This window comes from Micromonospora sp. NBC_00617 (assembly GCF_045161355.1).
Classification (GTDB): domain Bacteria; phylum Actinomycetota; class Actinomycetes; order Mycobacteriales; family Micromonosporaceae; genus Micromonospora.
On the sequence record NZ_CP107751.1, the window covers coordinates 2,490,421 to 2,511,025 of the forward strand.

Below are 20,605 nucleotides of genomic sequence, written 5' to 3' on the forward strand. Positions count from 1 at the left end.
AAGGCGGGGCCTCTGCCACACTCGGGAGATGTGGCAGAGGCCCCGACGGTCAGGTCAGCGCGACGCGCCGCTGAGCCGCCGCCCGATCGAGGCGATCAGCCGGTCGAGCTCGGAGCCGAACGGGTTGTCGTGCACCAGGTACGTCCAGGTGGCGGTCGGCCGGATCAGAGTGCCGTCCTCGGGCTCCCAATCCTCATCGAATTCGGTCTCGGTGAACGTGGCGATGGTGCGGGCCTCGATCTCCGGGACGAGGTTGTTGAACGCCGGCACCGCCGCCCGGTGGAACTCGTCCAGCGGGTCGAGCCGGCCCAGCGCGCGCAGGTGCACGCCCTCGCGGACCTCCGACAGCTCGGCCAGGTGCTCGGCCCAGAGCCGGTCCAGGTGAAAGAGCGCGATCGAACGGGCCACCCGGGCGAGCAGGTCCTCGTCCATCTCGCCGGCCTTCTCGGGCACCTTGTCCAGCAGCATCAGCGCGGCCACGTCGCTGGTCAGCAGCCGCTCCCGGCGGGCGGCGAGGGCAATGCGCTGCTGCTCGATCACGACGCTGTAGCGCCAGGTGTTGCGGTGGATCTCGTGGTTGACGCCCTCGGCGACCCGCTGGGCGTGCTCGACCGCGTAGTCGACCTGCTCGTCGGTGACCAGGCCGTCCGCGTTCATCCGCGGCGACGGGGGCACCGCGTCGGCGGCGTGCCGGACGACCAGGTCGTCCTCCAGGCTGACGAAGAAGACCGAGCCACCCGGGTCGCCCTGCCGGCCGGCGCGGCCCCGCAGCTGGTCGTCGACGCGGCGGCTGTCGTGCCGGCCGCTGCCGATCACGTAGAGACCGCCCAGCTCGGCCACCTGGTCCTGGTCGGCCTGGTCGCTGCCGCCGAGCCGGATGTCGACGCCCCGGCCGGCCATCTGGGTGGAGACGGTCACCGCGCCGTACGCGCCGGCCTCGGCGATGATCGCCGCTTCCTCGTCGTCGTTCTTGGCGTTCAGCACCACGCAGGACACGCCGGCCGCGTTGAGCCCGGCGGCCAGCCCCTCGGACTCCTTGACGTCGAGGGTGCCGACCAGCACCGGCCGCCCCTTGGCGTGCCAGCGCTGGATCTCGTCGATCAGCGCCTCGTCCTTCTCGGCGCGGGTCGCGTAGATCCGGTCGGGCTCGTCCTCGCGGACACACGGGGTGTTCGGCGGGATCACCGCGACCTCCAGGCCGAAGAACTCCCGCAACTGGTCGCCGACCAGCACCGCGGTGGCGGTCATGCCGCACACCTTCGGGTAGAGCGCGATGAACGCCTGCACGGCGATGGTGCCCAGCACCTCGCCCTCGGCGGTGGCGTCCAGGCCTTCCTTGGCCTCGACCGCCGCCTGGAGCCCGTCGGGCCAGCGACGGCGCTGCGCCACCCGGCCGCGCATCTCGTCGATCAGCTCGACCGAGCCGTCCCGGACGATGTAGTCCACGTCACGGTGCAGCAGGGCCTGGGCGTGCAGCGCCACGTGGACCGCGGAGAGCTGCTCGACGTGCTCGGAGTCGTACAGGTCGATGCCGAGCTTGGCCTCCACAGCGGCCAGGCCGGCGGAGGTGAAGGCCACGCTGCGCCCGTCCTCGGCGACCGTGTAGTGCCGGCCCTTGCGCAGGCCGCGCACCAGCGCGGCGGCGGCGTGCACCGGGTCCTGCTCGCCCGGCACCGCGCCGGCCAGGACCATCGGCACCCGGGCCTCGTCGATCATGATCGAGTCGGCCTCGTCGATGATCGCGGTGGTCAGCGCGGGCTGCACCCGGTCGGCCACGTCGGTGACCAGCTGGTCGCGCAGGTAGTCGAAGCCCGCCTCGCTGACCGAGACGTAGGTGACGTCGCAGTTGTAGGCGTCGCGCCGCTCCTGCGGCGTGGACGCCTCGTTGACCCAGCCGACGGTCAGGCCGAGCAGCGTGTAGATGGGTTCCATCCACTGGGCGTCGCGGCGGGCCAGGTAGTCGTTGACGGTGAGCACGTGCACCGGCCCGTTGCCGAGTCGGACGTGCCCGTACGCGGCGATGGCGGCGGTCAGCGTCTTGCCCTCACCGGTGGCCATCTCGGCGACCTTGCCGGAGAGCAGCGCCATCGCGCCGAGCAGCTGCACGTCGTACGGTCGCTGGTCGAGGCCCCGGCGGGCGGCCTCGCGGCCGACGGCGCAGATCTCCTCGTAGCCGGCGGCGACGCCGGCGGCCTCGGTCAGCTCGGCGTCGTCCAGCGCGGCGAGGTCATCCTCGCGCGCCTCGATCGCCGGCAGCAGCTTCTCCAGCGGAGCAAGATCCACGGTTGATCCCGGGCGCTGGAGGAACCGCCGGAACTTGCTCTTGAACCGTTGCGACACACCCATGAGCGGCAACGGTACGCGATTCCAGCCGCCTTGCGCGGCCCGGCCGGTCGGGTATCCGCCGGCATGTCGATTCCGCGTCGCCGCCGGATCACGCGACCAGCAGTTGGTGGGTGGCCAGCTCCCGGTAGAGCGGGTCGGTGGCGGTCAGCTCGGCGTGGGTGCCGACGGCCACCACCCGGCCGCCGTCGAGCACGACGATCTGGTCGGCGTCCACCACGGTGGCGAGTCGATGCGCCACGATCAGCAGTGTCCGGCGGGCGGCCACCGCGTCGATGGCCCGGCGCAGCGCGGCCTCGTTGCGCGCGTCGAGGTTGCTGGTCGGCTCGTCGAGCAGCAGCACCGGAGGGCCGGCCAGCAACGCCCGGCCGATGGCCAGCCGCTGCCGCTCACCCCCGGAGAGCAGCACTCCACCCTCCCCCACCTGCACGTCCAGGCCCTGCGGGGTGCGCTGGACCAGGTGGCTCAGGTTGACCTCGTCGAGGACCTCGCGCAGCCGGTCGTCCGTGGCGTCGGGCGCGGTGATCAGCAGGTTCTCGCGCAGCGTGCCGGCGAGCACGGGAGCCTCCTGCTCCACGTACCCGAGCCGGGCGCGCAGCGCGTCGCGGGGCAGCTCCCGCACATCGACCCCGTCGACGCGGACCGCGCCGGCGCTCACCTCGTAGAAGCGCTCGACCAGGGCCAGCAGCGTCGACTTGCCGGCGCCCGACGGGCCGACCAGGGCGGTACGGGTGCCGGTCGGCACCGCGAAGCTGACGTCGTGCAGCACCGGCGTACCGCCCGGGTAGCCGAACCCGACCCGGTCGAACTCGATCATCGGGGCGGGCCGGCGGGGGGTCGTGGTGGCGGTCCCGGCCGCCGGCCGGTCCGCCGCGCCCTCCGTCGGCACGGCCAGGATCTCCTCGATCCGCTGCAACGCGCCCAGACCGGACTGCAACTGGGTGTACGCGTGCAGCACCTGGCCCAGCGGCAGCGCCAGGAGGAACAGGTACATGACGAAGGCGACCAGGTCGCCGACGGAGATCGCCCCGGCGGCGACCCGCGCCCCGCCGATCCCCAGCACCAGCAGGAACGCCCCCTGCACGGTGACCGAGCCGATCGGGCCGATCAGCGCCTGCACCCGGGCCACCCGCAGCCCCGCCGCGTACGCCTGGCGGGCGCTGCCGGTGACGGTCTGCGTCTCCCGGCTCTCGGCGCGGCTGGCCCGGATGGTCCGGGCCGCCGAGATGGCCCGCTCCACCGCCGAGGTCATCTCGCCGATCCGCTCTTGGGCGAGGCGGGCCAGCGCCCGGACCCGGCGGGCGAAGGTGGCGGCGAAGCCGAGCCCCAGCCCCACCCCGAGCAGGGTGACGCCGAACAGCAGCGGGTCGAGCAGCACCATCGCGGTGCCGGCGCCGAGCACCATCACCGCACCGGTGACCGTCTCGAACAGCCCGGAGGTGACGACCGCCCGCAGCAGGGTGGTGTCCGAGCCCACCCGGGAGAGCAGGTCGCCGGTGCGCCGCTGGTCGTACTCGGCGATGGGCAGCCGCAGCAGGTGACCGGCCAGCCGTCGCCGGGTGCTCAGCACCAGCCCCTCGGCGGTGCGTTGCAGCAGGTAGTCGCGCAGCCCGCCGATCGCCGCGCCGAGCACCACGAGCGCCACCAGCACCGCCACCAGGGCGGACACCGGGTGTTCGGCGCCGATCCGGTCGAGCACCGACCGGGTCAGCAGCGGCTGGGCCAGCGACGCCGCCGAGCCGAGCAGCGACAGCGCGCCCACCGCGACGAGGGTGCCGCGGTGCTCCCGCAGGTACGGCAGCAGCGCGGCCAGACCGACCGGTCGGCTCGCGGGAGCGTCGCCGACCGGCCGGTCCTTCGGGGTGCTCATGGCGGGAACGGTAACCCGCCCTGTCACCCCGCGTGCCCGCAGCGGCGGGTCACCCGGCGAGGACCACCTGCAACTCCTGGCGGCGGCGCTCGGCCAGGTCGGTGAGCAGGGTGGGCGCCTCGTCGAACGGCACCACCGCCGAGACGAGGTGCTTGCGGATCACGTCACCGTAGGCCCGCAGCAGGTCGATGGTCTCGGCGGAGAGCCGTTCCCGGTCCCAGGTGGGCGCGAGCCCGCGCGGCACCCGCCCGATCTGGGCGCAGCGCAGCGCCAGCCCGTTGTGGTGGAACTCCTCACCGAGGCGGACCGCGTCCGCGCCGCCCTGGTAGAAGGCCAGGTCGATCACGGTGCCCTGCGGGCGCAGCGACCGCAGCGCGAGCTGCAACGCCCACACCTGCCCCCGGCACTGGAACACGACGTCGGCGCCCCGGTCGCCGGCGGTGTGCGCCCACCGGGTCTTGAGCACCACGGCCGGGTCGTCCGCGTCCGGGTCGAGGGTCTCCAGGCCGAGCGCCTCGGCGACCTCGCGGCGGCGCGGGGTGGGGTCGAGCACCACCACCGAGGCGGCGCCGTGTCGCCGGGCCAGCAGAGCGGTCAGGAGACCCACCACGCCCGCGCCGACCACGGCGACCCGCCGGCCGCGTACGCCGTCGCCGAGCGAGCGGACGTCCGCGCCGTGCAGGTCAGCGGCGGCGTGCAGCAGGCCGTTGGCGCAGATCGGGCCCATGTGCGCGACATAGACGCCGAGCAGCGGGTCGAGGTCGTCGGGCAGCGGCACGAACCGCTCGGCGACGGGGTCGGCCAGCCAGCCGGTGCGGTGCCCGTAGGTCATCGCGCCGACGGCGCCGACCGCTACCGCCGGCGTGGCGCTCTCCACCACCCGACCGACCTGCATGTACCCCAGCCGGGTGACCGGGTACGGGGTGCTGGCCTCGCCGGGCTGAAAGAGCCCCAGGTCGGCGTTCCAGGTGACGTTCAGATAGGGGTTCGTGCCCTTGACGTAGCTCAGCTCGGTGCCGGCGGAGACGCCGCTGAACAGCGTCTCGACGCGGAAGGTGCCGGGGCTCAGCGCCGCGGCCTCCTGCTCGACGATCTCCACCCGACCGGGAGCGGTGACCGTGACCACCCGATCACGCATCGACGGTCACCCCGCTGGACAGCGCGACCGGCTCGGCGGGTGTGCCGAGCCGCACCGTCTGACCGGTGCGGGCCGAGTCGGCGACCGCGAGGGCCAGGCGCTGGGTCTTCAGCGCTTCGGCGTACGGGACGCGCACGTCGTCGCCGACGCCGCGCACCGCGTCGACGAAGGCGCGGTCCACCGCCACCCGAGCGGCCTCCGGATCGGCCGGGACGTGTCGCTCGCCGTCGGCGTCGCGGATCAGCAGACCGTCCTCGGTCAGCGCCAGGGCCAGCCCGTCGGCGAGGATCTCCAGCCCGGCCCGGTGCTTCCAGCCCAGCACGCAGGCCGCGCTGAGCGTGCCGACCGCGCCGGTGGCGAAGCGCAGCGTGGCGGTGGTCACCGAGTCGACGTCGGCGCCGTCGACCGGCGGTGGCGTGCCGTTGCCGTACGCGGTGACCTCGGTGACCTCGCCGGCCAGCACCCGGAGCAGGTCCAGCACGTGGGCGGCCTGCTCGACCACGGGGCCACCGGAGCGGTCGCGGCGCGACCACCAGGTGACCGGCGGCACCTTGTCCAGCCAGGCGCCGCTGACCATCCGCACCGGACGGTCGGCGAGCAGCTCGCGGGCCTGGTCGAGCGCGCTCAGATAGCGCCAGTGGTGCCCGACGGCGGTGCGCAGCCCATGCCGGGCGACGAGGTCGGCGATGCGCTCGGCGGTGACCAGGTCGACGGCGACGGGCTTCTCCACGAACATCGGCACCCCAGCGTCGATCACCGCCTCCTCGGCGGGGCCGTGCGCGAACGGTGGCACGCAGACGTACACCGCGTCCGGGGCGGCGGCCAGCAGCTCGGCGACGTCGCGGAAGGTCTGTCCGCCATGCTGCTCGGCCAGCGCGGACGCCGCCTCCGGCAGCACGTCGGTCACCCCGACCAGTTCGACGTCGTCGAACCCGGACAGCACCCGCGCATGGCGCTGTGCCACCCCGCCGGCTCCCACGAGACCCACCCGGCATCCGCCCATTCGACAACCTCTTTCGAGAATCTTTCGACGTCAGTGGGAGCAGTCCCCTGGGGTGTGCGCAATCAAACGTTCATCCCCCGGGAACGCCACGATGTAACCGTCGTGATCAAGCTGTTGTCCTGGGAACGGTTAGCGCGTGGTGGCGAGTGGGAACTAAAGGGTCCGTTTGTTCCACGCACGAAACGGAGGGGTGCCCGTGCGGGATACGACCGTGTCACCGGTGGTGGAGGCGTGGGCCACATACCGGACCACCTCGGCGGCGGACTGGCCGGCACGCCGGCTGCTGCAAGCCAAGGGAGAGAGCCGGGTCAGCGTGGTGCTGCCGGCACGTAACGAGGAGGCGACGGTCGGCGCGATCGTGTCGACCATCCGGGAACACCTGATGGACCGGGTCGCTCTCGTCGACGAACTGATCGTGGTGGATTCACGGTCGACCGACCGCACCGCGCAGGTGGCCTGCGCCGCTGGCGCGGAGGTCGTCAGCCAGGACGCGATGACCCGGGGCCTGCCCCGGCTCACCGGCAAGGGCGACGCGCTCTGGGCCGGGCTGGCCGCCGCCGAGGGCGACGTGGTGGCGTTCATCGACGCCGACCTGCGGGAGTTCCGTCCGCACTTCGTCAGCGGTCTGCTGGGGCCGCTGCTCACCGATCCGTCGGTGGACTTCGTGAAGGGCTTCTATCACCGGCCCCTGGTCGGCGCCGCCAGCGTGGAGCAGGACGGCGGCGGCCGGGTGACCGAGCTGATGGCGCGACCGCTGCTCAACCTCTTCTGGCCCGAGCTGGCCGGTTTCGTGCAGCCGCTGGCCGGCGAGTACGCCGCTCGCCGCGAGGTGCTGGCCCAGGTGCCGTTCGTCTCCGGGTACGGCGTGGAGACGGCGATGTTGATCGACCTGCTGGACCTGGTCGGCCTGGACGCGTTGGCGCAGGTCGACCTGGGCGAGCGCAAGCACCGCCACCAGGACAGCGCAGCGCTCGGCCGGATGTCCGCGCAGATCATGCTGACCGCCTGGTCCCGGCTGCAACGACGCGGCTGGGCCACCCCCGGCATGATGCCGGAGGCGCTGCTCACACAGTTCCGCCGGGGCGGGTCGGACGCGCTGCCGAACCTCGACCGGGAAATCGTGGTCAGCGACGTGTCCATCGAGGAGCGCCCGCCGCTGGCCGAGCTGCGCCACCGGGTCCCCCGTCGACGGGTGGCCGCGGCGTGAGCGTCGAGGCACGGCCGCACACGACCGGCATCCGGGAGCGCGACCGATGAGCCTCACCGTGCTGATGAACGCGGGCCCGTGGCTGTCGGTGCCCCCGCCCGGCTACGGCGGCATCGAGAACGTGATCGCCACCCTGGTGCCGGAGCTGCGGCGACTCGGCGTACGGGTGGTGCTCGCCTCGGTGGGCAGCAGCAGCCTGCCGGTGGACGAGAAGGTGTCGGTCTTCGCCGACGGGCAGTTCGCGGCGCTGCAACGGCCGTACAACCAGGTCTGCGGGATCGCCCAGGCGCACCTGGCCGGGGTGGTCCGCGAGCTGCACTCCCGCGACGACATCGACCTGGTCCACGACCACGTGGAGGCGGTCGGGCTGGCCACCCTCACCGCGATGGGGCCGTCCGGGCCGCCGACCCTGCACACCCTGCACTGGGACCTCGTCAAGCACCCCGCGCTGTACGGCAGCCTGGACGGCGGCGACCGGGTCCGGGTCAACGGCGTCTCGGCGTCGCAGCTGGCCCGGGCGCCGTTGGCGCTGCGCGAGCACTCGGTGGGTCACGTGCACCTGTCCACGCCGCTCGCCGTGGACGCCGACCGCCGGCCCCGCTCGGAGAAGGGTGAGCACCTGCTGATCCTCGGGCGGATCAACCCGGGCAAGGGGCAGGACGCGGGCGCGCGGCTCGCGCAGCGGATCGGCGTCCCGCTGGTGCTGGCCGGTCCGGTCGGCCCGTACCATCGCCCGGCCGACCTGGCCGCGGCCGGCGACGAGGCCCGGCAGAACCCGGACGTGCGGTTCTTCCTCGACGAGGTGGCCCCGCACGTCGACGGTGATCTGGTGCGCTGGATCGGCACCGTGGCCGGTCAGGAGCGTGACGACCTGCTGGCCAGCGCCCGCGCGTCGCTGTTCCCGCTGCGCTGGGAGGAGCCGGGCGGCACGGCGGTGGTCGAGTCGCTGGCCCTGGGCACGCCGGTGGTGGCCACCGCCCGGGGTTGCCTGCCAGAGTTGATCGAGCACGGCCGCACCGGCCTGCTCACCGCCGACGAGGGCGAGCTGGACGACCTGGTGCTGGCCGCCGACCTGCTCGACCCGGACGAGTGCCGGCGGGTGGCCGCGCAGCGGTTCACGCCCGCGGTGATGGCCGAGCGCTACGTCGAGCTGTACCAGCGGGTCCGCGAGCTGGCCACCGCGCCCCGCCTGCAACCGGTCTGAGCGCGCCCGTTGCCGCCGGCACGTTTGCCGTCGGCGGCAACGGGGAGACGCACCGCTCACGCCCGTCGCGCAGCGAGGAGCCGGTGATGGTCGGACCGATGGCGCACTCCCGGGCCCGGGTCAACCCGGCCGACGGCAAGCCGCCGGTTCGCCGGGCGGCGAGCGCCGCGTCCGTGCTCTTCCTGCTGGTCGGCGTGCTCGGCTTCGTCCCGGGGATCACCAGCGGTACGGCCAATCTGCGGTTCGCCGGGCACGGCTCGGGCGCGTTCCTGTTCGGCGCCTTCCAGGTGTCGGTGCTGCACAACCTCGTCCACCTGCTGTTCGGGGTGGCCGGCCTGGCGCTGGCGCGGACGACCAGCGGCGCCCGCGCGTTCCTCATCGGCGGCGGCGCCGTCTACCTGGTGCTCTGGCTCTATGGCCTGGCGGTGGATCATGACACCGGTGCGAACGTCCTGCCGGTCAACGTCGCGGACGACTGGCTGCACCTCGGCCTCGGTCTGGGCCTGATCGCGCTGGGTCTGCTGACCGGCCGGGCACGCCGCTGACCTGCGCCTCGGGACGTGACGCGCGTCCTGAGACCGGCCGGTCCGGTTTGGCGCCGCAGGGCCTCGGGTAGTGGGCAGATCCCGACCCGACCAGCGAATCGAGGGCCCGCCGATGCCCAGCCGGATCACCTGCGAGGTGCGCGAGGCCGCACCGGTGGCGGTCGTCCAGCTCAGCGGCACCCTCGATCTGGGCACGATGCGGTCGGTGCACCAGGCACTGGACGGGGCCCTGGCCGCCCAGCCGGAGGCGCTGGTCGTCGACCTCGCGCGGGTGACCGTGCGGGACCGGCTGGCGCTGTCGGTGTTCGCGGCGACGGCCCGGCGGGCCGAGGAGTGGCCGGCCGTGCCGGTGGTGCTGTGCGCGCCGCCTCCGGCCGCCGCCCGCTGGCTGGCCGAGTCGACGACGTGCCGGGTGGTGCCGGTGTCGCAGGACTGCGCGGAGGCGACCCGGGTGGCCGGCGCGGCCGGCGCGCTGCGGATGCGGACCCGGCTGGAGCCGGTGGCCGGGGCCTGCCGGCGGGCCCGGGAGCTGGTCGGCGACGCGTGCGCCCGGTGGAACCTGCCCGGTGCTGCGGGCCCGGCCGCGCTGGTGCTCAGCGAGCTGGTCGGCAACGTGGTCCGGCACGCGGGCACCCCCATGCAGGTGACGGTGACACTGCGCCGGCCGTACCTGCACCTGGCCGTGGTGGACGGCAGCGGGGTGGCCGCCCGGCCCGCCGATCTGGATCTGCGGGCCGAGGGTGGCCGGGGGCTGCTGCTGGTCCGCGAGCTGGCGCAGCGGTGGGGCAGCGTGCCGGCGGGTCAGGGCAAGGCCGTCTGGGCGATGCTGCCGGCGACCTGAGCGCGACCGGCTTCGACCGGTACCGGCGATCTGACCGAAATTACCGCTTCAGCCTGGTTACATGGTGGGAGGGTCGGGTAGGCACGCCCGTCCTTTCTGCCGTCACGACGGGGTGAGCAACCATGCCCAAGCGGGTAACCACGGAACCCGGTCGCGATCGGGGCCCGGCGATCCTGGCACCGGCCCGTTTCGGGGGCTTCCCTGGAGCCCTGCGGACGCCGGTTCCCGGCAACTCGTTGATCAAGTTCCTCGGCACCACAGATCACAAGCAGATCGGTGTGCTGTATCTGCTGACCTCCTTCGCCTTCTTCGTGTTGGCCGGCATTGAGGCGATGCTGATGCGCGCCGAACTGGCCCGCCCGGGTCTGCAGTTTCTGTCCTCGGAGCAGTACAACCAGCTCTTCACCTCGCACGGCGCGGTGATGCTGCTGCTGTTCGCCACGCCCGCGGCGTTCGGTTTCGGCAACTTCATCGTGCCGATCCAGATCGGCGCGCCAGACGTGTCGTTCCCCCGCCTCAACGCGCTGGCCTACTGGCTGTACCTGTTCGGCGGGCTGATGGTGGTCGGCGGCTTCCTCACCCCGGGAGGTACGGCGGACTTCGGTTGGACCGCGTACAGCCCACTCAGCGACGTGGACCACAGCCCCGGGGTGGGCGCGAACATGTGGGTGCTCGGTCTGGTCGTCTCCGGCCTGGGCACCATCCTCGGCGCGGTCAACCTGATCACCACGATCCTGACCCTGCGCGCGCCCGGGATGACGATGTTCCGGATGCCGATCTTCACCTGGAACATGCTGTTCACCAGCCTGCTGGTGATCCTGGTCTTCCCGCTGCTGGCCGCCGCGCTCCTCGCGCTCGCGGCGGACCGACTGCTCAACGCGCACGTGTACGACGCGGCCACCGGCGGGCCGATGCTCTGGCAACACCTGTTCTGGTTCTTCGGCCATCCCGAGGTGTACATCATCGCGTTGCCGTTCTTCGGCATCATCACCGAGATCATCCCGGTGTTCGCGCGCAAGCCGATCTTCGGCTACACGGGGCTGGTGCTGGCGACCGCCGCGATCACCGTGCTGTCCATGACGGTGTGGGCGCACCACATGTTCGCCACCGGCCAGGTGCTGCTGCCGTTCTTCAGCATCCTGAGCTACCTGATCGCGGTGCCCACCGGCGTGAAGTTCTTCAACTGGATCGGCACCATGTGGAAGGGCCAACTCACCTTCGAAACGCCCATGCTCTTCGCCATCGGCTTCCTGGTCACCTTCCTACTCGGCGGCCTCACCGGGGTGCTGCTCGCCAGTCCCCCGGCCGACTGGCACACCACCGACACCTACTTCGTCGTGGCGCACTTCCACTACGTGGTGTTCGGCACCGTGGTCTTCGCGCTCTTCGGCGGCTTCTACTTCTGGTGGCCGAAGATGACGGGTCGGCTGCTCGACGAGCGGCTCGGCAAGGCGCACTTCTGGACCATGTTCGTCGGCTTCCACGGCACCTTCCTGGTGCACCACTGGCTGGGCAACGAGGGCATGCCCCGCCGGTACGCCGACTACCTGCCCACCGACGGCTTCACCACCCTGAACACCATTTCCACGATCTTCTCGTTCATCCTCGGCATATCCACCCTGTTCTTCATCTACAACGCGTGGAAGTCCTGGCGGTACGGGGCGATCGTGACGGTGGACGACCCGTGGGGCTTCGGCAACTCCCTCGAATGGGCCACCAGCTGCCCGCCGCCACTGCGCAACTTCGACCAGATGCCACGTATCCGCTCCGAGCGGCCGGCGTTCGACCTGAAGTACGGCCCGCTCGTCGCCGACCTGGGCCGGGACCTGCCGCAGCGTGCCACGAAGCCACCGCAGCAGTTCGCCGACGAGCTGCACATGGAGCACCACGCGCCGGAGTCACCCGCGGCCGAGGGAGCGCACGGCGCCCGGGACGCGGCCGCGTTCCAGCCCGCACCGGAGTCCGGTGCCCGCCCGGTGGACGTGCCGGAGCCCGAAGGCGTGCGCCGGCCGAGTTTCGAGCAGAGCGACGCGCCGAAGGACGCCGAGGAGGCGCCGAAGCCGCACGAACGCTGGCGGCACCCGCACAGCGACGGCGAGACCGAGGACCGCTGACCCGCGCTCCGACGAGGGGCCCACACCACCCGCGGTGGTGTGGGCCCCTCGTCGGGTGCGTACGTGCCGGCCGATCAGTCCCGGGCGGGCGCCAGGCCGGCGGCGGTGAGCGAGCGGCGCACCGCAGGCTGCACCCGGGTCAGCCGCAGCGGCACGCCGGTGCGCTCGGCCGCTTCGCGTCCCGCCATCAGCGCGGCGATTCCACCGGCGTCGAAGCCACCCGCGCCGACCAGGTCGACGACCACCTCGCTCGGCTGGCCGTTGACGGCCTCCAGCATCGCGCGGCGCAGCTGGTCCGCGCCGTCCCGGTCCACCTCGCCGCCGACCTCGACGACGACCCCGTCGCCGTTCTGCCGCACCGAGATGCGGGTCTTGCCCGGGTCCGGTTCGGCGGCGCCGTTCTGCCACGGCGGCGGCGCGTCGGCGAGCATGGCCTGCCGCAGCCAGGTCAGCGCCCGCGACAGCAGCCGGGAGACGTGCATCTGCGAGATGCCGAACCGGGCGGCGATCTCCGCCTGGGTTTGGTTGCCGTAGAAGCGCATGGCGAGGATGCGGCGTTCACGCCAGGGCAGCCGGTGCAGCAGGCCGCTCACCGTCACCCGGTCGTCGACCGATTCCAGCGCGTTGTCCGACTCGCCGACCAGGTCACCGAACTCCGCGGAACTCTCCCCGCCGACCGGCGCGTTCAGTGACGCCGGGCTGTAGCCGGCCGCCGACTCCAGCGCCGCGAGGATCTCCTCCTGCGGCGTCTCCAGGCGGGCCGACAGCTCGGCCACCGACGGCGCCCGGGACAGCTCGCTGGTCAGCGCGGCGGTGGCCTGGCCCACCTCGAGGATCAGGTCGCGCAGCCGCCGGGGCACGTGCACGCCCCAGGTGCGGTCCCGGAAGTGCCGCTTGATCTCCCCGACGATGGTGATCGCCGCGTACGCGGTGAACGAGCCCCGTTCCGGGTCGTACCGGTCGACGGCGTTGACCAGCCCGAGGCGGGCCACCTGCTCCAGGTCCTCCAGCGGCTCTCCCCGGCCCCGGTACCGGCGGGCCAGTCGCCCGGCGAACGGCAGCGCGAAGCGCACCAGGTCGTCGCGCGCCTCCCCCCGCCGCTCCGGCGGCAGCCCCTCGATCCGGGCCGCGTACGCCAGCGCCGCCGCGTCCAGGTCCTCCAGACCACGCTCGGTGGGTGGTGGTGTGGTCGTGGTCGTGCTCGTCTGTCCGAACATCCGCGCCTCCCTCAGGAAGGTCCCCCGCCCGGATCGGGAAACCGGTCGTGCGCGTGGTCGGGCCACGCACCGGGCCGGAAAGTGGGTCAGTGACTGGGATGCCAGCGGGCGATAACGCCTCTACGCGGCGCAATCAGGCCGTCGCAGCCAGCGATGTTCCCGCTCCGTAGGTACTCAATCACGGGACCCCGGGTTCGCGAGGAAGTTTCGGCGTGCTCCCCTCAGGAGACGAGCAACCCCTGGTGGCCGCCGCTGTCGCGGAGCACCGACAGGGCCTCAGCGGCCCCCAGCGGGGGCGGAGCGGGCAGGTCGTACGGCTGGGCGCGCAGGACCTCGGTGGCCCGGCGCGTCGGCACGGACGTCACCGGATAGCCCCGGGCGGAGGTCCGGTCCAGCGCCCGCCGCCGCCGGCCGAAGCCCGCGACGGCCAACCACTGCGGCAGCCCGGCCAGGGCGGGCGAGCGCATCCCGGGAGGCTCGGGCAGGACGTCCACCGAGCTGAACGTCTCGCTGCCGGCCAGCCACCACTCGGCCTCGTCGACGCTGCGCCGGGTGGCGTTCTCACACCAGTACGGCACCAGCCCCGCCCGTACCACCTGCCACGGATCGAGCAGCCGCCCACACTCCACCACCAACCGGTCACCGGTCTTGCCGGCGGCCCGCAGCCACCGCCGGTACAGGTCGGCCACGCCCGCGCTCAGCGCCGCCGGCCGGGGCACCAGCACCCGGCGCAGCGGATGCTGCCGGGCCGCGGCCCAGTCCCGCGTGGTCCGCTCGAAGTCCGGGTCCATGCCGTGCTCGGCGTCGCCCGACGGCGCCGACACCTCCGGCGGGGCCCACTGGGTGGCGTCCCCGCCCACGGCGCGCAGGACCTGCCGCAGGGCGTGGCTGTCGGGGTGGAAGTCCACCGGGTCCAGCCCGCTGGCTGGGCAGCCGACCTGGAAGCTGTGTCCGGCGCCGCGCTCCACCACCGGCCACGTGCGCGCGTCGCGTACCAGCAGCATCGGGGCGCCCGCGCTCAGCCGGTCGGTCAGGAACTGCGCGTACGCGGCCGGCAGCGCCCTCCAGCGGGCGGTCAGCGACACGGTGACCCCGGTCAGCGGCCCTCGGCTGGCCGGGCAGTGCACCTGACGCAGGTGCACGTCGGGGTTGCCGGCGAGCAGCCGTTCGGCGAGCGCGCCGCCGTGCTCCAGCGCCGCCTCCGGGCGGTCCACGGCGCCGTCGCTCCAGTGCGCGGTCATCTCGAAGCCGGCGGGCAGCCACGGCACGCCGAGGGCCACCGCGAGGTGGGCCGCCGCACCGTGCGGCGAGCCGATGAGCACGCCGGGGTAGCTCCGGCGCGGGTACTGGTCGACGAACCAGCGCGCGACCCGGGCGGCATCCACCTCGCCGACCTGGTCGACGGTGAGGGCGACCCGCCCGGCGGCCCGGCTCACCGCGGCGCGGCGTACCGGCTCGGGGGCGCCCGGGAACCGCGACGTGGGCCCGGTGTGCCCGAGGTCGGCGCAGTCCGCGCCGCGCAGCGCCCGCGCGGTGGCGGCGACCAGCACCCGGGCGGCGCTGCCCTGGGCCACGACCCGGTCGCCGGCCAGACCGGCGCCGTCGGCCGTCAACCCCTTGTGCACCTTGTGCACCGGGCCCACCTTGCCTCGTTCGCTCACCACGCGGCCCGGCTTCCCGTCCCGATGGGGTTCAAACGGGGCATCACCCACTCGGCGGCACCAATCCACAGGTCAACGCCGTTCGGCGACGATCGGCTCCGGGCGGCGGGAGCGGGCCGGCGGGGACGATCGGACCTGCGGGACCCCGGACGTCGGCACGGGTTTCGGCGCGGCCGGGGTGGGCACTTCCGGGCTCATGCGCACCGAGGACACCGGCGAGTCCGCCGCCACGATCACCCCGTACGAGGACGGCCCGCTGCTGGTCCGCGGCGATTTCGCGCTGGTCACTCCGGACGGCGAGCGGATCGACGCGCGCCGGGGCACGGTCGCCCTGTGCCGGTGCGGCAAGTCGGCGCTCAAGCCGTTCTGCGACGGCACCCACAAAGTGGTCAACTTCCGCGCGGGCACCAGTCGCCAGGCGTGACGCGACAGCGCTGCGCCTCGTGCGTCGCGCCTCGTGCCTCGTGCCTCGTGCCTCGCGCCTCGCGGCGGAAGATCGAGGATGAGAGGCCACTGCCTGTGCCGCGCCCTTTGCTCTGCTTCAACGGACGCAACACTCGGAGCCCCTAATCGTTGCGTGGGTTGAAGCAGAGCAAAGGACGCGCACCGGGGCCGGCAGGGTGCCTCGCCAGCCCCAGTGCAGCGAGCCCGACGAGGTGGGCCGGACAGGTCGGGGCGACAGCGCCGTCGTCGGTCACGCCATCAGACGACGACGGGCCGGGCAGCCGACGGCGGCGCAGCCGCGGACGCCGCCACGGCGAGCGAGACGGTCGGCGGCGCGGTCGGCGGCACTGTCAGCGGCGCGGGTGACCGCAGTGAGCTGCGGCCGGCGGCCCAACTGTCCAGCAGGTGCGCCGCGAACAGCCGGTCCACCGCGAGCGCCGCCGCCGCGCCGAAGAGCACGTCCGAGGCGAGCGCCGGCTCGGCCCGGACCAGGCCGCCGCACAGGTCGTGCGCGGCGATCTGCTCGTGCACCGCGTCGGCCTCCACGTGCTCGTCGTAGAAGCGGGTCGCCACCTCGTCGAGGCCGAGCCGGCGCAGGCCGTTGCCGTAGCGGCGGTTCGGCAGGGACGAGGTCATCTCGAAGGCCGCCAGGTGCCCGAGCAGCGCGCCGCGCAGCCGTCGGTGCAGCCCGAACAGCGACATCAGGTTGTTGGTCGCCAGCGTCACCGCGGGCGCCAGGTCCAGGTGGGCGCCGTATCCGGTATCCATACCCAACCGGTCGAGGGTGCGCCGGAACAGCTCGGCGTGCATCCGGTCCAGCCGGCCGTTGCCGTACTCGTCGGTCTGGATCTCGACGAGGGCGGCCTTTGCGGGACCGCCGAGGCGGGGCAGCGCCCAACTGTGCGGGTCCGCCTCGCGCAGGTGGTAGACGGAGCGGTGGGCGACGAACTCGCGGAACTGGGTGAGGTCGCCGTGCCGTTGGAGCGTGGCGGCCAGCGGCGGCCCGTCGTCGGTCGCGACCAGCTCGCCCAACCCGGCCGCGACACCGCCGGCCGGTGCCGCCGGGGCGCCGGCCAGCCGGCGCAGCGCCGCCTCGAAGGGCCGCTCGACGCGGGCCCGTAGGGCCAGCAGGGTGGGCTGCCACTCCCAGCTCTCGTCCACCCCGCTCCAGCCGCGGTAGTGCAGCTCGTAGCAGAGGAACAGGGTCAGTTGCAGGTCCTCGTCGCCGACGGCGTCCGCCGGGTCCAGGTCCGCGCCCAGGTCGGGTGGCAGGTCGTGCGGCGGCCGCCGCAGCGCGTCGGTCACCGCCGCGGACAGTGGGCCGCGCGGCTGCGGCAGGGGCGCAGGACCATAGCGGCGGTCGGCGGGCTCCGGCATGTGACCTCCAGCGTCGTCGGGCCGCTACTGATGCCCTGGTGAGGTATGCCTAAACGAGATCCTCGACGGCCACCGCCTGCTCGACCTGCTCGCGTACCCGCCGCGCGGCCTCGCCCTCGGCGTACAGTCCGCGCAGGTCGGCGAAGGCCGGCTCCGGTGGCGCCAACGACACAGCCGGGTCGACGACCGCTTCCAGGACGCACGGGCGGTCCGCGGCGAGCGCCTCGTCCCAGGCGGCGCCGACCAACTCCGGGCGGTCCACCCGGATACCGTGCAGCCCGAGCAGGCGGGCCCAGCCGGCGTACGGCACGTCCGGGCGGCGGTGGGTGGGGTCGGACGACGGCGCCCGGCCCCCGCCCATGCCGTTCTGGTCGCGGTTGTTGAGCACGAGCACCACCAACCGTGGGTCGGCCCACCGCTGCCAGTGGTGCGACACCGTGATCAGCTCGGCGAGGCCGTTGAGCTGCATGGCCCCGTCGCCGAGCAGGGCGATCACCGGCCGGTCGGGTGCGGCGAGTTTGGCGGCCACCGCGTACGGCAGGGCGCAGCCCATCGAGCCGAGGGTGCCGCACAGTTGCGCGTTCACCCCGGGCGGCAGGACGAGGTGCCGGGCGTACCAGTAGAGGACCGAGCCGACGTCGACAGCTACCGAACCGGTCTGCGGCGCCCGGGTGGAGAGTTCCTGGAGCACGAGCTGCGGGTTGATCGGTTCGGCGGGCGCGGCGGCCCGGTCGGCGGCGGTCGCCCGCCAGCGGTCGACCGCGCTCTCCACCGTGGCACGCCACTGCTGGTGGGGCCGCGACGGCACCCGGGCCAGCAGCGCGCGCAGCGTCTCGGCCGCGTCCCCGACCAGGGGCACGTCGGCCGGGTACCGGCTGCCGATGCGGGTGCCGTCGATGTCGATCTGCACGGTGCGGGCCTGGTCGGGCATCGGGAAGTAGTCGGTCCACGGGTCGTTGGTGCCGACCAGCAGAAGCGTGTCGCAGCCGCCCATCAGCTCGGCGGCGGCCGGCGTGCCGGCCTCGCCGAGCACCCCGGCGTGAAACGGCAGCCGTTCGTCGAGGACCGGCTTGCCCAGCAGCGAGGTGGCCACCCCGGCGCCGAGCCGATCGGCCAACTCGACGATCTCGGCGGCGGCGCCCCGGCCCCCCTGCCCCACCAGGATCGCGGTGCGCTGGCCGTTGCCGAGGACCTGCGCGGCGGCGTCGAGGTCCACCTCGTGCGGCAGCACCCGGGCCAGCGGCTCGCCGGGAGTCGCCGTGATCACGCCGACCGCGTGGGTGCCCAGGTCGGGCACCACGGCCTCCTGCAGGTGCCGGGGCAGCACCACACAGGTCGGGCTGCGGGTCGCCGCCGCGGTGCGGAACGCCTGGTCCAGGAGCGCCGGCACGCTCTGCGGGCTGCGGCCGTACTGGACGAACTGGTTGCACACGTCGCCGAAGAGCCGACTCAACCCGATCTGCTGGTGCGCGCCGCCCAGGGGACCGGTGACGTCCTCGCCGACGATCGCCACGACCGGTTTGCTGTCCAGCTTCGCGTCGTAGAGACCGTTGAGCAGTTGCACCGCGCTGGGCCCCTGGGTGGCCAGGCAGACCCCGATGCCGCCGGTGAACTTGGCGTGCCCGGTGGCCATGAACGAGGCGGTCTCCTCGTGGCGGGCCGGGATGAACGCCGGGTCGCCTCCGGAACGGTCCAGCGCCTCGACCAGCGGGGCGATGGCCGCACCGGGGTAGCCGAAGGCACGCGGGACGCGCCAGGCGCGCAGCCGCTCCACCACCAGGTCCGCGACGCGACGCTCAGCCATTGCCGCGCCCCGGGGTGCCCTCGTCGACGTAGCGCAGCACCGCGCCGACGCCGTCGGTGAGCTGGGGCGCCTCGTCCGCGCCGAGAACGGTCAACGCCGCGTCGGTGCCGACCAGCGCTCGGACCAGCGCCGCGTCGGCGCGTACCCGCTGCGGGTCGTCGACCGACATCGCGCTGAGCTGAGTCGGGTCGACGGCGATCTCGGTCGGCTCGGGGCCGATCCACAGCTCGCCGTTGGCCGACGGGTCGTCGACGATGAGCATGGTGTCGACCTGGTTGCGTTGCAGGGCCGAGACGACCGCGTCGAGGCCGGCGCCGACGTCCTCCTGCACGCCGAACCGGTCCAGCGCGGCGGTGATCCGCTGGTCGGCGACCTCCGCGATGGTCTGCACGGTGAGGTCGTCCAGCATGGTCTGGTCGGCGCCGCCGGCCCGGGACCCGGCGTCCGTGCGGACGACCAGGTCCTGCCAGCGCTCCGGCATCTGGGCGGCGATCATCCCGGTGGCCCGGACGTCCCCGGCCACCACCACGACGTCGGCGCCCACCTTGTCAGCCAGCTCCACGGTCGCGGCGGTCACGTCGCCGGCATTCTGGTGCCACGCCTCCATGGCGGCCCGCTGGTAGCGCGACTGGGACCAACCGCCGGGCTGGACGCGCCGCAGCGGGAAGCTCTCCCGGCCGGTGACGTGCGCCCGTCGGGGCACCCCGCCCGCGCTGACCGCCATCGCGTCACCGCCGGTGCGGTCGGCCACCACCCGGACCCAGGCCACCTGCTCGCCGCGCTGGGCGAGCAGCGGCATCACGTGCGGCAACGGGTCGAAACTGGCCAGGTCGCGCAGCGGCGGCGCGGACAGGTACTCGGAGAGCGCCACCCGCCCGTGGCTGGCGAAGACCGCGAGGCCGTAGTCCCCGACCATCGGGTCGTGACCCCGGATCACCCGGTCCAGCGCGGCGATGCTCGCCTCGTCGGCCCCCTGTTCGGCAAGGCGCCGTTCCAGTGCGCGCCAGCGCAGGTCCAGTGCCGGGTGGGCGTCCTCCGTGTCCGCGGAGGCGTCCAGGTACACCGAGCACCACGGCCCGGGTCGGTCGTAGAGCGGGCGCAGGAAGGACAGCTGCATGCTCGACCCCTTTCCAGCTCGGCCCCCCGCTTACCCTGCTCGCCCGGGATGTCACCTCGTGGCCGTGAGCCCGTGACCAGGTTTCATTCACGTCGTTCAACCGGGGACATCGATACGATCAGTGAACACAAGCGGACTCTCGGTGGTGGGGATGGACAGCGGACTCGATACCCGACGGATCGTGCACCCGACGGAGCGGATCGTCACCGGGCGGCTGGTCCGCCTGCTCGACGGCTACACCCGCGAGATACGCGTCGGCCAACCGGTGCTGGTCGCGGTGCTCGCCGCGGCGGCGTTCGCCCGACTGCCCGCCCTGCTGCTGCGCGCGCTCTTCTCGTTCGGCGGCGGCGGCACCCGGCGGCGCTGGAAGGAGCTGAAGCAGGGCCCGGAGTATCTGGTCACCCCGGTGCGCCTGCGCAACACCGCCGGTCAGCTCTGTGAGGTGGAGCTGCACGGGCACCTGCCGCAGAGCGCGCTGCACCCGGCCGACCAGGTGCAGCTCACCCTGCGCCCGCAGCGCGACCCGGAGTTGCCGCCGCGCATCGAGCGGATCGTCAACCTCACCACCGGGCAGTTACTCACGCCGCGTACCGCGACGCTCTGGTCGCATCTCGGCCCGCCACTGCTGTTGCAGGCGGTGGTGGGCGCGCTGTTGCTCGCCGGCGTGGTGGCCTGCTCCGCGCTGACCTGACCTGCGCCAGCGGGGCCGCCCACCGGCCG

At 73.5% G+C, this 20,605-nt stretch carries 16 protein-coding genes; 7 read left to right on the forward strand and 9 right to left on the reverse strand.

Going from position 1 to position 20,605, the window contains the following annotated elements:
- Positions 1–54 precede the first annotated feature (54 nt).
- The 4 genes from secA2 to OG505_RS11415 all read right to left on the reverse strand — a co-directional run bounded on the left by secA2 (position 55) and on the right by OG505_RS11415 (position 6,354).
- Entirely contained in the window at positions 55–2,346 is a 2,292-nt protein-coding gene (gene secA2 / locus OG505_RS11400; RefSeq protein WP_405433061.1) for an accessory Sec system translocase SecA2, read from the reverse strand.
- An 88-nt stretch (positions 2,347–2,434) separates the two neighbouring features.
- Positions 2,435–4,213 carry an ABC transporter ATP-binding protein gene (locus OG505_RS11405; RefSeq protein ID WP_405433063.1) on the reverse strand — a complete coding sequence of 593 codons (1,779 nt, stop codon included), beginning with the start codon at positions 4,211–4,213 and terminating at the stop codon, positions 2,435–2,437.
- A 49-nt stretch (positions 4,214–4,262) separates the two neighbouring features.
- Positions 4,263–5,351, reverse strand: a complete 1,089-nt coding sequence (locus tag OG505_RS11410; protein WP_405433066.1) for a zinc-binding alcohol dehydrogenase — start codon at positions 5,349–5,351, stop codon at positions 4,263–4,265.
- Positions 5,344–6,354 carry a Gfo/Idh/MocA family protein gene (locus tag OG505_RS11415; protein ID WP_405433068.1) on the reverse strand — a complete coding sequence of 337 codons (1,011 nt, stop codon included), beginning with the start codon at positions 6,352–6,354 and terminating at the stop codon, positions 5,344–5,346. Before OG505_RS11415 ends, OG505_RS11410 begins: the two co-directional genes overlap by 8 nt.
- Positions 6,355–6,577: 223 nt before the next feature.
- Here OG505_RS11415 and OG505_RS11420 point away from each other — a divergent pair, with 223 nt between their 5' ends.
- The 5 genes from OG505_RS11420 (at position 6,578) to ctaD (ending at position 12,265) form a co-directional block, all read left to right on the forward strand.
- Positions 6,578–7,561 carry a glucosyl-3-phosphoglycerate synthase gene (locus OG505_RS11420; protein ID WP_405434469.1) on the forward strand — a complete coding sequence of 328 codons (984 nt, stop codon included), beginning with the start codon at positions 6,578–6,580 and terminating at the stop codon, positions 7,559–7,561.
- Between the two features lie 46 nt (positions 7,562–7,607).
- A complete protein-coding gene (locus tag OG505_RS11425; protein WP_405433069.1) occupies positions 7,608–8,765 on the forward strand; it encodes a glycosyltransferase in 1,158 nt (385 codons plus the stop codon).
- Between the two features lie 86 nt (positions 8,766–8,851).
- Positions 8,852–9,310, forward strand: coding sequence for a DUF4383 domain-containing protein (locus OG505_RS11430; protein WP_405433070.1), 459 nt, complete (start codon positions 8,852–8,854; stop codon positions 9,308–9,310).
- 112 nt (positions 9,311–9,422) lie between these two features.
- Positions 9,423–10,151, forward strand: a complete 729-nt coding sequence (locus OG505_RS11435) for an STAS domain-containing protein (RefSeq protein ID WP_405433071.1) — start codon at positions 9,423–9,425, stop codon at positions 10,149–10,151.
- A 122-nt stretch (positions 10,152–10,273) separates the two neighbouring features.
- Entirely contained in the window at positions 10,274–12,265 is a 1,992-nt protein-coding gene (ctaD, locus tag OG505_RS11440; protein ID WP_405433072.1) for a cytochrome c oxidase subunit I, read from the forward strand.
- A gap of 74 nt (positions 12,266–12,339) precedes the next feature.
- On the opposite strand, the gene OG505_RS11445 is transcribed toward ctaD, so the two are convergent.
- Together OG505_RS11445 and OG505_RS11450 are read right to left on the reverse strand one after the other, a co-directional pair.
- A complete protein-coding gene (locus OG505_RS11445; RefSeq protein WP_355067259.1) occupies positions 12,340–13,482 on the reverse strand; it encodes a SigB/SigF/SigG family RNA polymerase sigma factor in 1,143 nt (380 codons plus the stop codon).
- Positions 13,483–13,703: 221 nt separating this feature from the next.
- Positions 13,704–15,116: a hypothetical protein gene (locus OG505_RS11450; RefSeq protein ID WP_405433073.1), complete on the reverse strand. Its 1,413-nt coding sequence runs from the start codon at positions 15,114–15,116 to the stop codon at positions 13,704–13,706.
- Between the two features lie 223 nt (positions 15,117–15,339).
- Between OG505_RS11450 and OG505_RS11455 the strand changes: the two genes are divergently transcribed.
- Positions 15,340–15,567 carry a CDGSH iron-sulfur domain-containing protein gene (locus OG505_RS11455; RefSeq protein WP_405433074.1) on the forward strand — a complete coding sequence of 76 codons (228 nt, stop codon included), beginning with the start codon at positions 15,340–15,342 and terminating at the stop codon, positions 15,565–15,567.
- Positions 15,568–15,845: 278 nt separating this feature from the next.
- Here the strand turns inward: OG505_RS11455 and OG505_RS11460 are convergent, their stop codons facing one another.
- Genes OG505_RS11460 through OG505_RS11470 form a run of 3 tightly spaced genes read right to left on the reverse strand, consistent with a single transcriptional unit; the run spans position 15,846 to position 19,885 of the window.
- Positions 15,846–16,964, reverse strand: coding sequence for an iron-containing redox enzyme family protein (locus OG505_RS11460; RefSeq protein ID WP_405433075.1), 1,119 nt, complete (start codon positions 16,962–16,964; stop codon positions 15,846–15,848).
- Between the two features lie 49 nt (positions 16,965–17,013).
- Complete coding sequence (locus OG505_RS11465) at positions 17,014–18,768, reverse strand: thiamine pyrophosphate-binding protein (RefSeq protein WP_405433076.1); 1,755 nt, start codon at positions 18,766–18,768, stop codon at positions 17,014–17,016.
- Positions 18,761–19,885 (reverse strand): Vms1/Ankzf1 family peptidyl-tRNA hydrolase, encoded by a 1,125-nt coding sequence (locus OG505_RS11470; protein WP_405433077.1) that lies wholly within the window; start codon positions 19,883–19,885, stop codon positions 18,761–18,763. Before OG505_RS11470 ends, OG505_RS11465 begins: the two co-directional genes overlap by 8 nt.
- Before the next feature lie 142 nt (positions 19,886–20,027).
- Here OG505_RS11470 and OG505_RS11475 point away from each other — a divergent pair, with 142 nt between their 5' ends.
- A complete protein-coding gene (locus OG505_RS11475; protein ID WP_405434471.1) occupies positions 20,028–20,576 on the forward strand; it encodes a hypothetical protein in 549 nt (182 codons plus the stop codon).
- Positions 20,577–20,605 lie beyond the last annotated feature (29 nt).

Excerpts from the sequence above, each read along its gene's own strand:
- secA2 (WP_405433061.1), bottom strand. The coding sequence starts at position 2,346 with ATGGGTGTGTCGCAACGGTTCAAGAGCAAGTTCCGGCGGTTCCTCCAG.
- OG505_RS11405 (WP_405433063.1), bottom strand. The coding sequence starts at position 4,213 with ATGAGCACCCCGAAGGACCGGCCGGTCGGCGACGCTCCCGCGAGCCGA.
- OG505_RS11410 (WP_405433066.1), bottom strand. The coding sequence starts at position 5,351 with ATGCGTGATCGGGTGGTCACGGTCACCGCTCCCGGTCGGGTGGAGATC.
- OG505_RS11415 (WP_405433068.1), bottom strand. The coding sequence starts at position 6,354 with ATGGGCGGATGCCGGGTGGGTCTCGTGGGAGCCGGCGGGGTGGCACAG.
- OG505_RS11425 (WP_405433069.1), top strand. The coding sequence starts at position 7,608 with ATGAGCCTCACCGTGCTGATGAACGCGGGCCCGTGGCTGTCGGTGCCC.
- OG505_RS11430 (WP_405433070.1), top strand. The coding sequence starts at position 8,852 with ATGGTCGGACCGATGGCGCACTCCCGGGCCCGGGTCAACCCGGCCGAC.
- OG505_RS11435 (WP_405433071.1), top strand. The coding sequence starts at position 9,423 with ATGCCCAGCCGGATCACCTGCGAGGTGCGCGAGGCCGCACCGGTGGCG.
- ctaD (WP_405433072.1), top strand. The coding sequence starts at position 10,274 with ATGCCCAAGCGGGTAACCACGGAACCCGGTCGCGATCGGGGCCCGGCG.
- OG505_RS11445 (WP_355067259.1), bottom strand. The coding sequence starts at position 13,482 with ATGTTCGGACAGACGAGCACGACCACGACCACACCACCACCCACCGAG.
- OG505_RS11455 (WP_405433074.1), top strand. The coding sequence starts at position 15,340 with ATGCGCACCGAGGACACCGGCGAGTCCGCCGCCACGATCACCCCGTAC.
- OG505_RS11460 (WP_405433075.1), bottom strand. The coding sequence starts at position 16,964 with ATGCCGGAGCCCGCCGACCGCCGCTATGGTCCTGCGCCCCTGCCGCAG.
- OG505_RS11465 (WP_405433076.1), bottom strand. The coding sequence starts at position 18,768 with ATGGCTGAGCGTCGCGTCGCGGACCTGGTGGTGGAGCGGCTGCGCGCC.
- OG505_RS11470 (WP_405433077.1), bottom strand. The coding sequence starts at position 19,885 with ATGCAGCTGTCCTTCCTGCGCCCGCTCTACGACCGACCCGGGCCGTGG.